The 16,347-nt window shown below is 36.4% G+C and carries 16 protein-coding genes; all 16 read right to left on the bottom strand.

From position 1 onward, the window contains the following. The gene (locus AC106K_RS04395; protein ID WP_047099027.1) at positions 1–726 is read right to left on the bottom strand and encodes an SDR family NAD(P)-dependent oxidoreductase; all 726 of its coding nucleotides are present in this window, start codon (positions 724–726) and stop codon (positions 1–3) included. Beyond that, positions 726–2,045 carry an FAD-binding oxidoreductase gene (locus tag AC106K_RS04400; RefSeq protein WP_047099026.1) on the bottom strand — a complete coding sequence of 440 codons (1,320 nt, stop codon included), beginning with the start codon at positions 2,043–2,045 and terminating at the stop codon, positions 726–728. The genes AC106K_RS04395 and AC106K_RS04400 overlap by 1 nt, the downstream gene beginning before the upstream one ends. Further along, a complete protein-coding gene (locus tag AC106K_RS04405; protein WP_482443459.1) occupies positions 2,042–2,929 on the bottom strand; it encodes a decaprenyl-phosphate phosphoribosyltransferase in 888 nt (295 codons plus the stop codon). The genes AC106K_RS04400 and AC106K_RS04405 overlap by 4 nt, the downstream gene beginning before the upstream one ends. 38 nt (positions 2,930–2,967) lie before the next feature. Beyond that, on the bottom strand, positions 2,968–3,816 hold the full coding sequence (locus tag AC106K_RS04410; protein WP_482443460.1) for a hypothetical protein: 849 nt from the start codon (positions 3,814–3,816) through the stop codon (positions 2,968–2,970). 1,128 nt (positions 3,817–4,944) lie between these two features. Further along, positions 4,945–5,634: a YiaD family glycine zipper/OmpA-like lipoprotein gene (locus AC106K_RS04415; protein WP_047099024.1), complete on the bottom strand. Its 690-nt coding sequence runs from the start codon at positions 5,632–5,634 to the stop codon at positions 4,945–4,947. Between the two features lie 26 nt (positions 5,635–5,660). Further along, positions 5,661–6,152 carry a lipocalin family protein gene (locus AC106K_RS04420; RefSeq protein ID WP_047099023.1) on the bottom strand — a complete coding sequence of 164 codons (492 nt, stop codon included), beginning with the start codon at positions 6,150–6,152 and terminating at the stop codon, positions 5,661–5,663. A gap of 124 nt (positions 6,153–6,276) precedes the next feature. Next, the gene (locus tag AC106K_RS04425) at positions 6,277–7,983 is read right to left on the bottom strand and encodes a S8 family serine peptidase (protein ID WP_482443461.1); all 1,707 of its coding nucleotides are present in this window, start codon (positions 7,981–7,983) and stop codon (positions 6,277–6,279) included. A 173-nt stretch (positions 7,984–8,156) separates the two neighbouring features. Beyond that, positions 8,157–8,771, bottom strand: coding sequence for a WbqC family protein (locus AC106K_RS04430; RefSeq protein WP_482443462.1), 615 nt, complete (start codon positions 8,769–8,771; stop codon positions 8,157–8,159). A gap of 11 nt (positions 8,772–8,782) precedes the next feature. Then, positions 8,783–9,460: a signal peptidase I gene (gene lepB, locus AC106K_RS04435; RefSeq protein ID WP_482443463.1), complete on the bottom strand. Its 678-nt coding sequence runs from the start codon at positions 9,458–9,460 to the stop codon at positions 8,783–8,785. Further along, positions 9,460–11,115, bottom strand: coding sequence for a signal peptidase I (lepB, locus tag AC106K_RS04440; protein WP_482443464.1), 1,656 nt, complete (start codon positions 11,113–11,115; stop codon positions 9,460–9,462). The genes lepB (AC106K_RS04435) and lepB (AC106K_RS04440) overlap by 1 nt, the downstream gene beginning before the upstream one ends. Positions 11,116–11,250: 135 nt before the next feature. Continuing rightward, positions 11,251–11,952, bottom strand: coding sequence for a 4-hydroxy-tetrahydrodipicolinate reductase (dapB, locus tag AC106K_RS04445; RefSeq protein ID WP_185290165.1), 702 nt, complete (start codon positions 11,950–11,952; stop codon positions 11,251–11,253). A 61-nt stretch (positions 11,953–12,013) separates the two neighbouring features. Beyond that, positions 12,014–12,652 carry a DUF5683 domain-containing protein gene (locus AC106K_RS04450; RefSeq protein ID WP_482443465.1) on the bottom strand — a complete coding sequence of 213 codons (639 nt, stop codon included), beginning with the start codon at positions 12,650–12,652 and terminating at the stop codon, positions 12,014–12,016. Next, on the bottom strand, positions 12,652–13,542 hold the full coding sequence (locus AC106K_RS04455) for a ParB/RepB/Spo0J family partition protein (RefSeq protein WP_047099018.1): 891 nt from the start codon (positions 13,540–13,542) through the stop codon (positions 12,652–12,654). Before AC106K_RS04455 ends, AC106K_RS04450 begins: the two co-directional genes overlap by 1 nt. A 62-nt stretch (positions 13,543–13,604) precedes the next feature. Then, entirely contained in the window at positions 13,605–14,378 is a 774-nt protein-coding gene (locus tag AC106K_RS04460) for a ParA family protein (RefSeq protein ID WP_047099017.1), read from the bottom strand. A 165-nt stretch (positions 14,379–14,543) separates the two neighbouring features. Further along, positions 14,544–15,392, bottom strand: a complete 849-nt coding sequence (locus tag AC106K_RS04465; protein WP_482443466.1) for an energy transducer TonB — start codon at positions 15,390–15,392, stop codon at positions 14,544–14,546. Between the two features lie 582 nt (positions 15,393–15,974). Continuing rightward, positions 15,975–16,265: a hypothetical protein gene (locus tag AC106K_RS04470; protein ID WP_482443467.1), complete on the bottom strand. Its 291-nt coding sequence runs from the start codon at positions 16,263–16,265 to the stop codon at positions 15,975–15,977. Positions 16,266–16,347 lie beyond the last annotated feature (82 nt).

Consider the following 16,347-nt stretch of genomic DNA (forward strand, 5'->3'; position numbering starts at 1 on the left):
TTAAAGCTTTAATTTTTTGAATATAAATTCAGGAATATTCCTGATGATCAACATAATGATACTCCAAACCGGCAAAACATACGCTACATTCTTTTGCTTTTTAAAGGCTTTATAAATGCAGGCAGCAGCCTGTTTTGGGGTAGCAGTCAACTTAGGATTCAAAGGCAGACCTTCAGTCATTTTGGTGGCCATAAATCCAGGTTTTATGGTAAGAACATGTACTTTTTTATCAAACAGATAATTCCTTAACCCGCTTAAATAAGCTGTAAAGGCTGCTTTTGCACTTCCATAGATAAAGTTACTCTGTCTTCCTCTATCTCCTGCCACGGACGAGAGCCCGATGATTGTTCCTGATCTTCTGCTTTCAAATTTGTGGGCAAAATAGTTCATCAGAGGTACCAGCTTTGAATAATTAATATCAATGATACGCTCTGTATTCCTGTTATCATACAGCCCTTCTTCAGTTCCTTCTCCCAAATATCCTACGGCACAAAATAATACATTTGAGTTGATATTATCAAATCTATTGTAATCAATTTCTTTCATCAGGTCAATTTCAATGACTTCCGACTGTTGCAGAAACTTTACATCAATATGCCGTGCAAATCTTTCTGTAGTTTCTTTATTTGAGGTGAAAAGATAGATTTTTTCAAATTTTTCTCCTTCCTGAAGTGTTTTCTCCACAAAAGCCTGTGCCACTTCAGACGTACTTCCCAGAACTATCATTATGAGTTGTTGTTTATGATTCTTTTGTGCTGCAAAGACACAAATTTAGGGTTTTGAATATTTTTCAGATAATTGGTCAGTGATGATCTGCTCATACTGTCTTTGGTAAGATAAATTCTTCCTCCAAATTCCTGTACGATACTGTCCAGCTGATCTACCAGTTTCTTCAGCTTTGAATTCACTTTAAAGTCCAGAGCCAGGGTATATCCTTCCACCGGAAATGAATTATAGGCCTCCGGATTGTGTTTTCCGAAAAGTTTTAAAACTGCCAGGAATGATCCGTTTCCACTTTTGGCAATGGTTTCCAGTATTCTTTTCATCCCTTCCTTCCCTGCTTCTTTCGGAATTACCATCTGATATTGTATAAATCCTGATTTTCCGTAGATCTTATTCCATTCATTGATCGCATCCAGAGGATAGAAAAATGTTTCGTAGTCGATAAAGTTTTTAACCTCTTTTTTAGACTGCTTTTTATAATACAGCCAATTGAATATTTTTACCGTCAGTGCATTCAATACAAATCCGGGAAAGTAAAAAGGAATGGTAGGCTGTAGTTTTTTCTTTAATCTTAAAGGAGTTTTACCCATACTCTGAGGCAGCTCGTGCTGAAAGGCATGCTCACCTCTCATCAAAATACTTCTTCCAATATCTTTTCCTTTCTGAAGACAGTCGATCCAGGCTACTGTATAGGTCCAGCTTTCGCTTTCATCAAACAGTTTAAAGATCTCATCAAGGTTTTCCGCCTTAATGCTTTCCTGACGAATGTAGGCAGATTCTATATTTTTAAGCTTAAATTTTGCGGTAAGAATAATTCCGGTGAGTCCCATCCCACCAATGGTAGCCCAGAACTTTTCTGAATTTTCCTCTCTGGAGCAGGTAATGATTTCTCCATTTTCAGTCATTAATTTAAATTCAATCACATATTCTGAAAAACAACCTTCTGCATGGTGGTTTTTACCGTGTACATCGGAAGCAATAGCTCCACCGACTGAAATAAACTTCGTGCCCGGAGTCACATACAGGAAGTATCCCTGCGGAACGGCGATCTCCAGTACATCGGAAAGAAGTACACCGGATTCGCATTCTATCACTCCGTTTAAACGGTCGAAACTGATGAATTTATTTAATTTTTTGGTAGAAAATATGGATTCTCCCAACGAGGCATCTCCATAGCATCTTCCGTTTCCTCTTGCGATGATCTCATTGTGATTGAGTACAAATTCTTTTATCTTTTTGAAGCTGTCCTCAGATCTCATTTCTTTTTCCACTACCGGGAAGTTTCCCCAGTTTGTAACTTTCTGTGTGAAATTCGGCTTCATTTTTTAAAATAAATTTGGATTAAAAATGTGGCGACCCAAAGTAATAAAGTGACCTGTATGTAACGGTCTCTGTATACAATTTTGGTAGGTGATTCTGTTCTGTTGTACACCAGCGTCTGCTGAAGGTATCTCAATAATGCAAATACAACAAAAACTACTGTATAAAAAACCCTTTGATGGAATCTCGCCTGAACTTCCGGCGAAAGGGTAAACATCAGATAGCATACGATAGCCAGTGTAATGGAAATGGATAATGCAATATCTGCAAACTGAACGTTATATCCATCCAAAGCTCTTCTTGTTTTTCCTGAAACCTGTGCATTGATCAATTCGCCTCTTCTTTTTCCGATGGCCAATACCAATGCCAATACAAAGGTCAGTAGAATAGCCCATTGTGATATACTGATCCCGGTGATATATCCACCTGCCAGTACGCGTAATACAAATCCTATCGCAATGATGAATATATCAATGATTGGAACATGCTTGAGTCTGAAAGTATAGGCAAGGTTCATCACTACATAGAAGCCAATGATGGTGGCAAATTTCCATAATGACTGATGAAAGTACGTCTGTGCTAAGAATACAAGTACAATATCCGTAATCACCAACCCGATAAGAATTCCTATTGCTTTTGATTTTGAAATCGCCCCGCTGGCCAAAGGTCTTCTTCTTTTCTCAGGATGTTTCCTGTCTGCTTCAATATCATTATAATCATTCAGAATATAAACGACACTTGCTGCAAGGGAAAATATGACAAAGGCGAAAATACTTTCTGTAAGCAGATCAAGATTGGTAATATTACCTGAAAAAAACAGAGGGACAAATACAAACAGGTTTTTTACCCATTGCTCTACTCGGAGCAGCTTTAAATATTTCTTCATTTATGCGGTTTCTGATGTAAAAATAATAAAATAAAAATTTATTTTTTGGAAATATTCAAAAGTGGTGGACAATTTTGGATTTCATCTTTATAAAAATATCTAACCCCATTTTTTATATTATTCATTTCCAAATAATTGACAGATAAATTTCTATTATTCCTTATACTGTCAATATATTTTTTGTTGAGCCAAAAAAAACTATTATCAAATATAATCGGTACAAAATTATTTTTGAAATATTCTAAAGAATAAATATTTGTCCACTTTGTCCAAACCCCATGAGTTTCAATAACGTCCGGATTTGACAAAGGTAGATATGTTTCAAAATAAGAATATCCTTTTTTTGCCAATTCTTTGTTCGTGAGTAATGCAGAATCGATAATATTTATTTTGTCAAAGCCCAAACCTAAACCTCCTACATCGGGAACCATAAATTTTATTTCTTTAAGGCTAAGTACATTTCTCAAAGAATCAACGGATTTTCCTGTAAGTCTATAATTTTCAGGAGTAACCATAGAAACAGATTCACTATCATACTTTGACAGGTCTAACTTCTTGACTTTATCTTTAAAAAATTCAGGTAAGAATTTATTTTGAGAAAATCCTCCGAATATGGCGGTTTCATAGATCTTTTTGTATAAAAAACAATTAGAAGCTAATGTTAAAATGGATACGGCTACAACCAGTAAATATTTCTTTCTAAAAGAAAATGATGTTTGCTGCAGTTTTTCGCACAGCATTATAATAATGAAGGGATAGATTGCAAATGTCATTCTTCCCAAATACCCCGAATTTGTTCCCGAAACTAATGAAAAAACAAGAAAAGAAATAATAAACCAGAATTTTATATCTCCAAAACTTTTTTTAAGCTGTGTTGTAATGATCACAAACAACAACAATATTAGAGGAAAAAAATAGTTTTTAATAAATTCAATTCCCCCTTCCCATTTTATTCTTCTTGTTCTCGAATAGGGTGGGTTCATCTTTGCGGTGATTGTATTAGGTACTAATGCTCCGAAATAAAAATAGCGGATTATTTCGGTGACAGAAAACATCAACAATGTAAAAACAAGTAGTTTAATAAGATAATTCCGTTCACTTTTATTAAAAACAATCTGTGCAAAAAGCGCAGAACACAGATAAAAAATGGTTTCAAAACGGATTAACAACAATATTACAATTACAGGAAAAATCCATTGACTTTTTTTCTCATAACACCAAAGAAAAAGTAGCAGAAAAGCTGATAGCGCCGTCATTTCCATCCCGTTGCACATTTCCATCAGAAACATTGGAACAATTCCCAAAATCCCAACAATCAGCAAACTGACATAATCATTGAAATTCTGTTTTTTCAGAAACCGAAAAGTCAGTAACATTGTCACTAATGTAAAAAATAATGTGCTATATTGAGAAAACCTGATAGTTTGGTAAAAATCAGGTGAAAAAACTTTGACAAATATCGCTGTCAGAAATACAATAAAATTGCTGGAAGAACCTTCTACGATTTCGCTACTTGCAGTTAAAGCATATTTCCCGACAGTACCGAGAGTTTTCCCATAAGCGAGCGTAATGGCTCCATCATCCCATGCGTAAGAACCAACATAAGATATGATAAAATGAGAAAACAGGATATATAAAAAAAGTAGCAATATTGCCAGAAACTTGAATGTTATTCTGTTCATACAGATATAATTTTATTGTATCAAAACTGGAGGATACTTTCTGGAAGTAAATCAAGATTGATAATATTACCTAAAAAAAACAGGGGGACAAATACAAACGGGCTTTTTAGCCGTTGTTCTGCTCGGAGCAGTTTTAAATTTTTCTTCATTTATGTTATTTATTTCGAAATCTTTATTTCTTTTTGGTGGTTATATCATCTTTTGTGTTATGAAAGGGATTTTGAATCATAAAGATTTCAATTGCAAAAATAACAAATTCAAAATTTCCAGCATAAAAATACAAAAAAAACCGCCGGGGCGGTCTTTTACGAAAATATTTATATGTTAAATTAATTACTGCCCTTGCTTGGCATCATTAATCATTTTCTCATTTGCAGTAATCGCGAATTCAACTCTTCTGTTTTTAGCTCTTCCTTCGTCAGTATCATTGCTTGCAACCGGCATGTTTTTCCCTTCACCTTTTGTGAACATTCTGCTACCTGCAATTCCTTTTCCAACTAAGTAAGCTTTTACAGCGTCAGCTCTTCTTTGAGAAAGGGCCATGTTGTACGCATCTTTACCTACGCTGTCTGTGTGTCCGTAGATGTTGATATTAGTATCTGGGTTATTACTTAATACTGTAGCTAATTTATCAAGGTTAGTCTGAGCAACAGAAGTAAGGTTTGAAGAGTCGAAAGCAAAGTTTACAATACTTTCATTCATCGTTACTTTGATACCGTCACCTACTCTTTCTACCTGAGCTCCCGGTAATGTTTCTTTAATATCTCTGGCCTGCTTATCCATTTTGTTACCGATAACGTTACCTGCAACACCACCGATAATACCGCCTAATACGGCACCGATTGCCCCATTTCCACCTTTTCCTACATTGTTTCCAAGGATTCCTCCAAGTACGGCTCCGGATGCAGCTCCTACTGCAGTACCTCTCTGTTGGTGATTAGAATTCTGAACGGCTTCACAGCTTGTCAATAATAATGCTGATGACAAGAAAAGAGCTCCTACGTATGTTTTAGTAAATTTCATTTTTTTTGATCTTTTATGTTGATAAATTATTTCATTCCTGTTCTCTGGAAGTTGTAAACTACTTTTACATTACCTCCTTCAAACGGAACGTCCTGCTCCAGTGAAAACTGATCTGTAGTCTGATTGATCAGAGTAAGTGTATACCCTGCTGTATTTTGTTTAGCTTTCGTACCTGAAGCAATTTTTTTAAACATAAACGTATTACCGTTTTTTACTTCAAATTTGATAGGCTGTGTAATTGCCGGGCAATTTCCACCACCGTTTAAAGTATACGCCCCTGTCCAGTTATTAGGAATCAGTCTCCAGTGGCTGCCTACAAAGCACTGTGCATCTGCACCTTCGTCAAAAGGCTTAATTTTATATCCTTTTTCGTAATCTACGCTCACGATCTGCCAATCTCCTTTCATGGTAAGGAAATCTGCTCTTTGATTTTGAGATGTAGCTGCTTTATTTACAGAGGAACACGACACTGCAAAAAGTGATGTTCCTAACATCCCTGCAAGTAGTAACTTTTTCATTTTGTTGTTTATTATTTTGTTAGTATAAAGTTACAAAAAACCGTGCCAAAATTGAAAATAAAAAATAAAAAGTCCGAAAAAATCCGGACTTTTTATGGTTTCTCCTTAAACACAGGGAGATAAACTATTTTTTAACAGCCTTTTTTACGGATTTGACTTCGCTGGACTTACGTTTCGAAGGGCTGGCCGTACTGGTGGATGTTTTATCATTATAGAAATGAGTGTAGGCGTATTCTGCTGCTTTTTTCAGGTCGATTACTCCTCCGGCCTGTGATTCATTTACAAATCCGTTGGCGGTGCTTGGATTGCTGCTTTTTACCAGAGCCTCAATAATCTGATAAGGTTTTAGATCCGGCATATATGCCAACAGCAAAGCTGCCCCTCCTGCTACAACAGGTGAAGCCATTGAAGTTCCCTGAAGGTATTTGTATTCGTTTTTGGGTACGGTAGAATAGATTTCTTCTCCCGGAGCAAAAACATTAACCATTTTTTTGTTGAAGTTAGAGAAATCTGCTCTTAAGGCATTATTTTTATTAGTACTTGCGCCTACTACAATAACATTATTGACAAAAGGTTTTTCATCATTAACATTTTTAAAGTTGGTAGGATATGCCAGATGCTCGGCTACATCTTCATTTTCATTTCCTGCTGCTTTTACCAGAAGAACATTTTTATCTTCTGCATATTTGAAAGCATCCCAGACCACATTTTTACCTGGAGACACTGGTTTTCCGAAGCTCATGTTTAAAACTTTGGCTCCATTATCTACAGCATATCTGATCGCATTGGCAACGTCTTTATCTCTTTCATCTCCGTTAGGAACGGTTCTTACAGACATGATCTTGGCTACTTTGGAAGCTACACCATACTGTACTTCTTTTCCTTGTGGAAGACCAGCTATGATTCCTGCCACGTGGGTTCCGTGCTCTGCATCTGTTCCTTCGTAGTGGTTGTTTCCGTAGATTTTTTCAGAATAGTCATCATAGTTATCTCCTACAATTTCTTTTCTCGGATCATAATTCAGGTCATACTGTTTTTCTGCAGGGGCAAAGTTATCTATCGCCTCTTTCATATCCTCCTTCATTTTTTTCTCAAACTCAGCTGCTGATTTTCCTTTGAAATCAGGGCTCGTAGAAATCTGACCTAAAAAATCCAGGGCAATAGCATCTCTCTGATCTGTAGGGGCTTTGATTCCTCTGATTGTTTCTGCTGTTACAGGTTTTCCTGCCAGCAGTTTTACCATATTAGGGATCAGCTCATTCAGTATAGAATAGGTTCGGAAGTTTTGCTTAGCCTCAATACTTTTTTTGCTATAAAGATCTTTGGCTTTCATGTACATCTCAAACTCATCTCTCATCTTAGCCTGGTTGGCTTTATTCTTTGTAGAATCAGGACCTTCGAAGATCGGTTTGTATTTGGCCACCACTCTTGTCACTTCCATATTGTCGATACCAATATCTCCGTTTTTTCCTCCTATAAAGTTCCATCCATGTACATCATCGATATATCCGTTTCCGTCATCATCTTTTCCATTTCCCGGAATTTCATTAGGATTGGTCCATATATTTTTCACCAGCCCCGGATGATCTACCTGTACCCCACTGTCTAAAACTCCAACGATAACGGTTTTAGGTTTCAGACCTTTGGATTCTAAATATTTATAGGCGTTTGCTGTATTTACACCGTATACTTTTGAAGTGGCAAAATCTTTATGATACCAGGTCATCAGATCTTTATCTTCTTTGGGGTCAATACTTTTAGCTTTAGACTCCTGTGCAAAGGAGAGATTAAAACCTGCTAAAAAAACGGCAGCTAATAATACCTTTTTCATTCGTATATTTTTATTTATTAATTAGTCTTATGGAACGCCTTATCTTCAGATTCTGAGTGTCAAAATTTGCCACAGGCGTTTCATATGTTGATATTTAATTTAAGTCATATACAATCAGTATCATTTCTCTGTTTTATGGTTGAAAATTTCCTTGACAGGGAGAGTGTGTACTGCTATGACTGTTTTACTTTTTTTATGTAGGCAAGCGATTCAGGGCCTTTGTTGCAAATAAGGTCCAGAACCGATAAATCTTTCTGAAATCCTAATCTATCTGAGAAAGTCTGGTAATATTCCTCCATTTCAAATTCTGAGGGATGTTTTGCCGAGAATTTTTCTCTTAAATTGATTCCGTCCGGATTTTTGATATATTCTTCATTCAAAGAGTGTGCCTTTTCTGTTTTTAGTACCTGTTGGATTACTTCTAATCCTTTAAGGTTAAAATCCAAAAGAAATTTTTCTTTCAAATCAAAGATTTTTCTGAATTTATCTTCATAGTACTCAAAATAAGGCGAGCTTTGGTAAGCTGTCTTGATCGACTTCCAGTGAAGGGTTCTCCAGTCTTCCGTGTATGAGATTTCGATGTCTTTCATTTCTCTCTTCCCATTATGGTTCATAGGAATGATCAATGAAAGTTTTCCATTGGCCCCATAGATATTCGCTCTGTTTCTATAGGTTTGTTTAGGAAAATGCTCAAACTGTTCAAATATAATTTCGTTTTCAGCATCCAAAAACACTGAAAACCATGAAATTGGGGGCATATAAAATGCCGGCAATAAAATATTTTGCATAATAATAAATTCTAATTTTTAGGATAAAAAATCCTTCCGACGACCTCATTTTCGTCAACAAAGCCAAGGTAGCGGGAATCTAAGCTTGCATTACGATTATCTCCCAGTAAAAATAACTTTCCACCCGGAACCACTATAGGCCCAAAATTATCAGCATTCCATTCTTTATGATGGTATACTTTATCAATATCCGGGCTGGGATTGGAATCTATAAACCGTTCATGAAAAAAATTACCGTTAAGCTCTTTATCACTCAATTGGGTAAGAAAATAATTTTCATCCAACTGAAAAATTTCATGTTCATCAATTCCTTTGAAAATAAGGTCATTCGCGTACGCCCTGTCTATTTTATAAGTATGTTTAACATTAAATCGATCAATCAATACTCCATTGACATATACGTTTCCATCTTTAATCCATACTTTATCATTTTCCACTCCTATTAATCTCTGTACATAGACTCCTTCCGGATAGGCCGGATTTCTTTGATTATACGCGAGCATTGTAAATTGATCATACGGTAAAATATTACTCATAAAAACAAATGATCCTCTTTTAATGGTGGGCTCATTTCCAGCCTGTGGCACAAAAGCATATTGCAAAACCCCTGAGAGTTTTGCAATAATAAAAAGAGTTACAATAAAGCTTCCTGTTAGCAGGACTTTATTAAATATTTTACTTTTAAACACTATTCTTCCGTGTTTTTCTTTCTGAATAATTTCACAAAGTATTCCCATCCGAAGAACAGGATCAGGATCATTGCTGCAATCCACCAGTAAGAAGTTTTGTTTGCTTCTCCTGTATTGGTTGCTTTAAACATTCTGTCCCAACGGATCTTGAATGGTGCCTGATAAGAAGAGCTGCTGTCAGAGAATGCTCCCTGAAGACTCATCCATGTAAACATTGGTTTTCCAACGATATTTTCTTCCGGAACGAAACCAAAGAATCTTGCGTCCAATGATGCATCTCTGTTGTCCCCTACCATCATATAATAATCCTGTTGGATCGTATAGCTGGATGCTGGCTTACCGTTGATGAAGATCTGATTATCTTTTTCTGTTAAACTGTTATGTTCATATTCAGAGATAATCCATCTGTACATAGGAAGTGTTTCTTTGTTGATTGCGACAACATCTCCCTTTTTAGGAATTCTCACCGGCCCATACCAATCCTGGTTCCAAGGTTTATTAACCGGGAAAATAGACTGAGTGGTATCGATACTCTTAGTATATGCTGTTTTATCAGCATTCAATTTGTATTGAATTGCAGCCATGCCTTTGGGTAAAACACTTTCTTGCATATCAATTACATTTGGCAATGCTTTAATATCCTTAGCTACTTTATCTGTTAATCCCTGAAAAGTATACGTAAAACCATTATCCGACTGTTCTTCTCTTACAGGCAAAAAACCATAGCCTTTATATAATGTTGGAATATCAAGTTGGCTTGAAGTATTAACTATATATGCATGTTGTACTTCCTGATCTCCAAGAACTGTTTCAGGCTTTCCGTTCACGAAAAGTCTTCCGGCTCTCATTTCGAAAGTATCCCCTGCTGTAGCCACACATCTTTTTACGTATGGATCTTTTCTATCGATCGCTGTATGTACAGAATCCTGAGGATAGTTGAAAACAACTACGTCATTTTTTTGTGGCTTATTGAATTGTAATATTCTTGTATAAGGTAATTTTACTCCGTCTACATAAGATTTCGGGTCATCCTTAGGGTTTCCTTTCTGTCCTGTATCCATAATGGTTCCCTGAAGGAACGGGATTGCAACTGGACGCATCGGCAATCTGTATCCGTAGCTCCATTTGTTGACGAAAAGGAAGTCTCCTACCAATAGTGTTCTCTCCATAGATCCTGTAGGAATCCCGAACGGCTGGGTTACAAAAACGTGAATGATGGTTGCAAAAACAACTGCAAAAGTAATAGATCCGATAAAGGTATCTTTCTTTTTGTCATTTTTCTCTTCGTCTGTAAGGAACAGTTCGTTTGCATTTTCATCTTCTAATTCTAAATCTTTCGAATAGTTGATCACCGCCATATAAATAAACGGCAGGATCACAGTAAGAATATGGTCTTTGAAAAGTGTTTTTCCAAACTTCTTCACTAAGTAAAGGTGAAAAACAGACATCATGATCGGTCCTACGATCGGAAGGTAAGACAAAATAGCCCACCATTTCGGATGTTTTGTTTCTTTCAGAATAATGAAATAGTTATAGAAAGGGATAAAAGCCAATAAAGGGTTATACCCCATTTTCTTGAACATCTTCCAGGATGAAATCCCCATCAATACGGATAAAATGAGGACATACACTGTATAAGTTAAAAAATAATTCATAAATTTTTTGTGCCTATTCTTATGATATAAATGATAAATGATGAGTAATAAATGATCACAGCTGTTCGCTATTTACAATTCACTATTCATCATTATCCTGTTTATTTGTCTGCAATTTACAGAATTTGTTACAAATTAAAGTCCCAAAACGTCTTTCATTGCGAAGTTGCCTTTTTTATCTCTGATCCACTCAGCAGCTACTACAGCTCCTAATGCAAACCCGTTTCTGTTGAACGCAGTATGTTTGATCTCAATTTCATCTACTTCGCTTCTGTAATATACGCTGTGGGTTCCCGGAACTTCATCTTCACGTACGGCAAAGATTCCAAGCTGATGCCCTTCCGTTTCTTCAAGTTTCCATGCATCAAACTTCGGATTGTTCTGGATGATGCCTTCTGCGATGGAAATTGCAGTCCCGCTCGGTGCATCTTTTTTATGGATATGGTGAATTTCTTCCAGTTGGCAAGAATATTCATCTACGTTTTTCATCAGGTCAGCAAGCTTTTCGTTTAAAGCAAAAAACAGGTTTACGCCTAAACTAAAGTTTGAACCATATAGGAATGCTGTATCATTTTCTACAGCCAGTTTTTCTATTTCAGCTTTTTTATCCAGCCATCCTGTCGTTCCGCAGATAACCGGAATTTTATTTTCCAGACAGGCTTTGATGTTCTCAAACGCCACTTCCGGCAGAGAGAACTCAATCACAACATCCGGATTATTAAGATTTTCAGCAGTTGGGGTTTCTTTCAGACGGGCAACTACTTCATGACCTCTTTTCTGTGCGATCTCATCAATGATCTTACCCATTTTACCGTAACCGACTAATGCTATTTTCATATAATCTTTTTATTTTTTAATGCGACACTCTTCCTAAAGAATTGTACGTCTGTGTTGTATACTAAAATCTATAACTTAAACTAAACCCTGTTTTCGGGGTATCATATCCATACTGATCCTGAATAAGTGATGGTTTGAAACTCAGGTCCGGATCATGGCGGCTTTCGTAAAGATGGGCATCTACTACCGCATCTACAATGTTCAGAATATAGATCAATCCCGTAATGGCAATGGCATAGTCTCTTTGTCTTTTGGATCTGTCCTGGGCATTTCCCAAAGCTCTTTTATCCAGCCATGGGTGGCTGTCTACGAACTCATTAGGTGTTCCATTAAGCTTAGCCACATAATATTCACGGTACTTTTTGTATTGGTTATCATTCCATACTGCAATACCTACTCCCGCTCCCACAGCTCCCCAAACAATAGGGATTTTCCAGTATTTTTTATTATAGAACTGGCCCAATCCTGGTAAAACTGCTGAATATAAACCGGCTCTGGTAGGATTTAGTTTTACAGTCTTCTTTGTGGGACCGTTCGCTTTCTCCAGATCTTCAATGATCTTTGCCTCCGTTTTACTTGGTTTTATCGTACGGGGTTCTTCTTTCGGAGGAGCCTGCATCCGAACGGTATCGATTGGTTTAACTTGTGAGTAAGCCAATGCAGCAATACACAAGAAAAATGTGAAAAATATTTTCTTCATTATTTAATATGGGATAAAATATATTCCAGCTCTTCTTCATTTTTGAAGTCCAGAACAATTTTACCTTTTTTACCATTTCCAGAAGTTTTGATTTCTACCTTTACGTCTAATATATCAGCAATGGTCTTCTGGGCCTTTTTATAATTATTGGAAAGCTCCACACTTGCTTTTTTTGCAGCCGGAGACTTTGGATTCTTCAATGCAGCAGCAGCCTGCTCTGCCTGACGAACGTTTAGTTTTTCTTTGATGATCAGATCGAATAAAACCTGCTGATCTTCTTCGCTTTCAAGACTGATGATTGCTCTTCCGTGTCCTGCAGAAATCTCTCCGCTTCGGATGGCATTCTGAATATCCGGATTCAGTCTCAATAATCTGATCGAGTTGGTGATGGTACTTCTATCTTTTCCTACTCTTTGGCTCAGGTTTTCCTGAGTAAGACCGATCTCTTCCAAAAGTCTATGATACGTCAAAGCGATTTCAATAGCATCAAGGTCTTCTCTCTGGATGTTTTCAACAAGAGCCATCTCAAGAAGTTCCTGATCGTTTACTAAACGGATATAGGCAGGAATAGTCGTTAAACCGGCAATTTTAGTTGCTCTGTAACGTCTTTCCCCGGATATGATTTCAAACTTCTCACCGTCTTTTCTCAAGGTAATCGGCTGGATCACGCCTAAGTTTTTGATAGACTGTGCAAGTTCGTTTAATGCTTTTTCATCAAAATAAGTTCTCGGCTGCGTTGGGTTCGGATAAATATCTTCAAGCGCAACTTCCACAATATTTCCCACAAACTTATCTGCTCCCTCATCGGTAGCTGAATTGACAGTTGCTTTGGATTCTGCACTTAAAATGGCGCCCAAGCCGCGTCCCATAGCTCTTTTTTTGTCCTTCATAGATATAAATGATGTTGGATAAGTGATGACCAGCATTCACTTATTAGCCATTTATTATTAATTTAATTCTTTACTAAATTTTCGTTCTTCAAAAGAACTTCTTCAGCCAACTGAATGTACTGAACGGCTCCTTTACTTTCAGCGTCATAGTTCAGGATACTTTCTCCGAAACTCGGTGCTTCACTCAATCTTACGTTTCTGCTGATGATGGTTTCAAAAACCATTTCAGGGAAGTGTAAGTTCACTTCTTCCACTACCTGATTAGAAAGTCTTAATCTGCTGTCATACATCGTCAGAAGAAGTCCTTCTATTCCAAGGTCTTTGTTATGGATTTTCTGAACATTTTTTACGGTATTCAGAAGTTTTCCTAATCCTTCCAATGCAAAGTACTCACACTGGATCGGAATGATTACTGAGTCTGCCGCTGTAAGGGCATTCACGGTAATAAGACCTAAACTCGGTGCACAGTCGATAATGATATAGTCATAATCATCTCTTACGCTTGCCAATGCTTTTTTCAGCATATACTCACGGTCTTCTTTGTCTACCAATTCGATTTCCGCAGCGACCAGGTCGATATGTGACGGAATAATATCCAGGTTCGGAGTCGCAGTTCTTTTGATACAAAGTCTTGTATCTGCACTGTGCTCTAAAAGATTATATGTAGAGTACTGAACATCCTCAACACCCAGACCGGATGTAGCATTCGCCTGAGGATCAGCGTCAATGATTAATATTCTTTTTTCCAACACTCCTAATGCTGCTGCCAAATTTACAGCGGTGGTTGTTTTACCAACACCTCCTTTCTGATTAGCAATACCTATGATTTTTGCCATTATTCGAACTTTAAGTTTCAAAAATACACTTTTTTCTTTGCTCCCGGTGAATGGGGAAAATCAAAATTGAGTTAAAATATTGTTAATAAGCATTTTAACGATAAAAAAAATTATCCACAAAAAAAAATCTTTGTGGATAACTATTAAAAATTGTTTTCTGAACAATTAATCAAACTTCATAGAAATCGGAAATTTGAAATAACTTCTTACGAATTCGCCTTTTTTATTTTTGGCAGGAATCCATTTTCCTTTGTTTGAGATTGATTTGATTGTTCTAATTGCCTCATTATTAAAATCGGCATTGGTTCCATTAGCTTTTACCCCCGAAATCGTACCGTCCATTTCTACAATAAAGGTTACTGTTGTTTTTACCAATTCTTCTGATTCAAATCCTGAACCGTCAAAATTGTTCATTACTTTATTTCTGAAGGAATCTATTCCTCCTGTGAAATTAGCTTCAGAGCCTAATTCTCCAGCTTCTGCAATTTTATTTTTATCCACCGGATCGGAAATCACAGGCTGAGTTTTTACAACCGGCCCATCTCCCCCGATGGTACGGGGAACAATCGGAATGTAAACATCTGTTTTAGCGTCTTCGCCTTTTGATGTTTGTACACTTGCTACAGCATTTGTTTTGTCCTCTAACTCTTTTTTCTCATTAGTAACAATCGCTTTTGGGTCCGGCACTGTATTATCATAAGTTTTTACAGCTGGAGGCGGAGTGGCTGGTTTTACAATCTGTGCAGGAGGATCTTTCGGCTTTTCTACTTCCTGAATTTCGACAACTCTTGGAAGCTCAAATACTGGCCCTGCAGGTGTTTCTGCAGGTTTGAATGCTGAAATCACAAACGGTGTAATCGACACTGCTGCCATTAAACTGGCTCCTATAAAAAGTGCTTTGGTTAATATTCTATCTGATTCGGTTCTTAATACATAGGCTCCGTATTCCCTGTTACGGTGCTCAAAGAGAACTTCGTTGAAACGAAATTCCTGGTTTTGATTCTGTTGTTTCATCACTACTACTATTTAAACTGTTAAAAAAAATGATTATTAGTTCGTTAGTTCTTATCGATAAGCAATGTTTCAATATCAAAAGATCTGCCAAAAAATTATCAAAACAACATAATATTAGAAAATTTTATGATAAAGTATAAAATTTAACATTTTGAAATTTAATATATATTGGTAAAACCACTTTACTTTTTAAAAAATGTTTAAAAAAGAAAAATATGATAGAGACTGAAAAGAAGAAAGTTTTAAAGCTGGTTGATTAAGTCTTGAAAAATTGGCTACTTATATTATTCAGGGTCTTACAAACCATTGTTTTGAGGATAAAAACAAAGACTTTCAAACTCATTCATATCCATTACTTCTATACATTACTTTAACGCAAGGTTCGCAAAGCTATATCAATAGGTAGCTTTTATTTTCCGATCGCGAAGGCACTCTGTTCAGCAAAGTCTAAGTACTGTCTTTGTAAGTAAAATGCTTTGGAGAATATTTCTTCTGGTTTGGGTAAAAATCTTTGGGACTATGACGTTAAATAAATCAGGAAATCTATACTTAGTACGAATTGAGGTTATTTAAATTGATTCTTTATGTAAAAATCATCAGTAAAAGAATCAGTGGGATTAATAATCCTAAAGAATTTACAATGATCAGAATAATTGAACTCACCTTTGCTTTCTTATAACTTTTAACGGCAAAATAAATAGCAGCAGTACTAAACAATAAAGTACAGGCAATAAATAATATCAATAAAAAATCAGAAGACACGCTAATCGGCAGTCCTAGGTAAACAATTATTAAAACAGCATATGCAATCGTAAAATACAGACTGATTACAATATGGTCCAGGATACGTTGAGGCACTTTATTATTTTCCATCTGATTAATATTTAAGATTAAAGATAAGATTTTTTACCCATGTCAAGTTTTAAACCTTGACATGGGTAAAAAAAAGAGACTA

It is taken from the genome of Chryseobacterium sp. FR048 (assembly GCF_056844665.1).

Excerpts from the sequence above, each read along its gene's own strand:
- AC106K_RS04395 (WP_047099027.1), bottom strand. The coding sequence starts at position 726 with ATGATAGTTCTGGGAAGTACGTCTGAAGTGGCACAGGCTTTTGTGGAG.
- AC106K_RS04400 (WP_047099026.1), bottom strand. The coding sequence starts at position 2,045 with ATGAAGCCGAATTTCACACAGAAAGTTACAAACTGGGGAAACTTCCCG.
- AC106K_RS04405 (WP_482443459.1), bottom strand. The coding sequence starts at position 2,929 with ATGAAGAAATATTTAAAGCTGCTCCGAGTAGAGCAATGGGTAAAAAAC.
- AC106K_RS04415 (WP_047099024.1), bottom strand. The coding sequence starts at position 5,634 with ATGAAATTTACTAAAACATACGTAGGAGCTCTTTTCTTGTCATCAGCA.
- AC106K_RS04420 (WP_047099023.1), bottom strand. The coding sequence starts at position 6,152 with ATGAAAAAGTTACTACTTGCAGGGATGTTAGGAACATCACTTTTTGCA.
- AC106K_RS04425 (WP_482443461.1), bottom strand. The coding sequence starts at position 7,983 with ATGAAAAAGGTATTATTAGCTGCCGTTTTTTTAGCAGGTTTTAATCTC.
- AC106K_RS04430 (WP_482443462.1), bottom strand. The coding sequence starts at position 8,771 with ATGCAAAATATTTTATTGCCGGCATTTTATATGCCCCCAATTTCATGG.
- lepB (WP_482443464.1), bottom strand. The coding sequence starts at position 11,115 with ATGAATTATTTTTTAACTTATACAGTGTATGTCCTCATTTTATCCGTA.
- dapB (WP_185290165.1), bottom strand. The coding sequence starts at position 11,952 with ATGAAAATAGCATTAGTCGGTTACGGTAAAATGGGTAAGATCATTGAT.
- AC106K_RS04450 (WP_482443465.1), bottom strand. The coding sequence starts at position 12,652 with ATGAAGAAAATATTTTTCACATTTTTCTTGTGTATTGCTGCATTGGCT.
- AC106K_RS04455 (WP_047099018.1), bottom strand. The coding sequence starts at position 13,542 with ATGAAGGACAAAAAAAGAGCTATGGGACGCGGCTTGGGCGCCATTTTA.
- AC106K_RS04460 (WP_047099017.1), bottom strand. The coding sequence starts at position 14,378 with ATGGCAAAAATCATAGGTATTGCTAATCAGAAAGGAGGTGTTGGTAAA.
- AC106K_RS04465 (WP_482443466.1), bottom strand. The coding sequence starts at position 15,392 with ATGAAACAACAGAATCAAAACCAGGAATTTCGTTTCAACGAAGTTCTC.
- AC106K_RS04470 (WP_482443467.1), bottom strand. The coding sequence starts at position 16,265 with ATGGAAAATAATAAAGTGCCTCAACGTATCCTGGACCATATTGTAATC.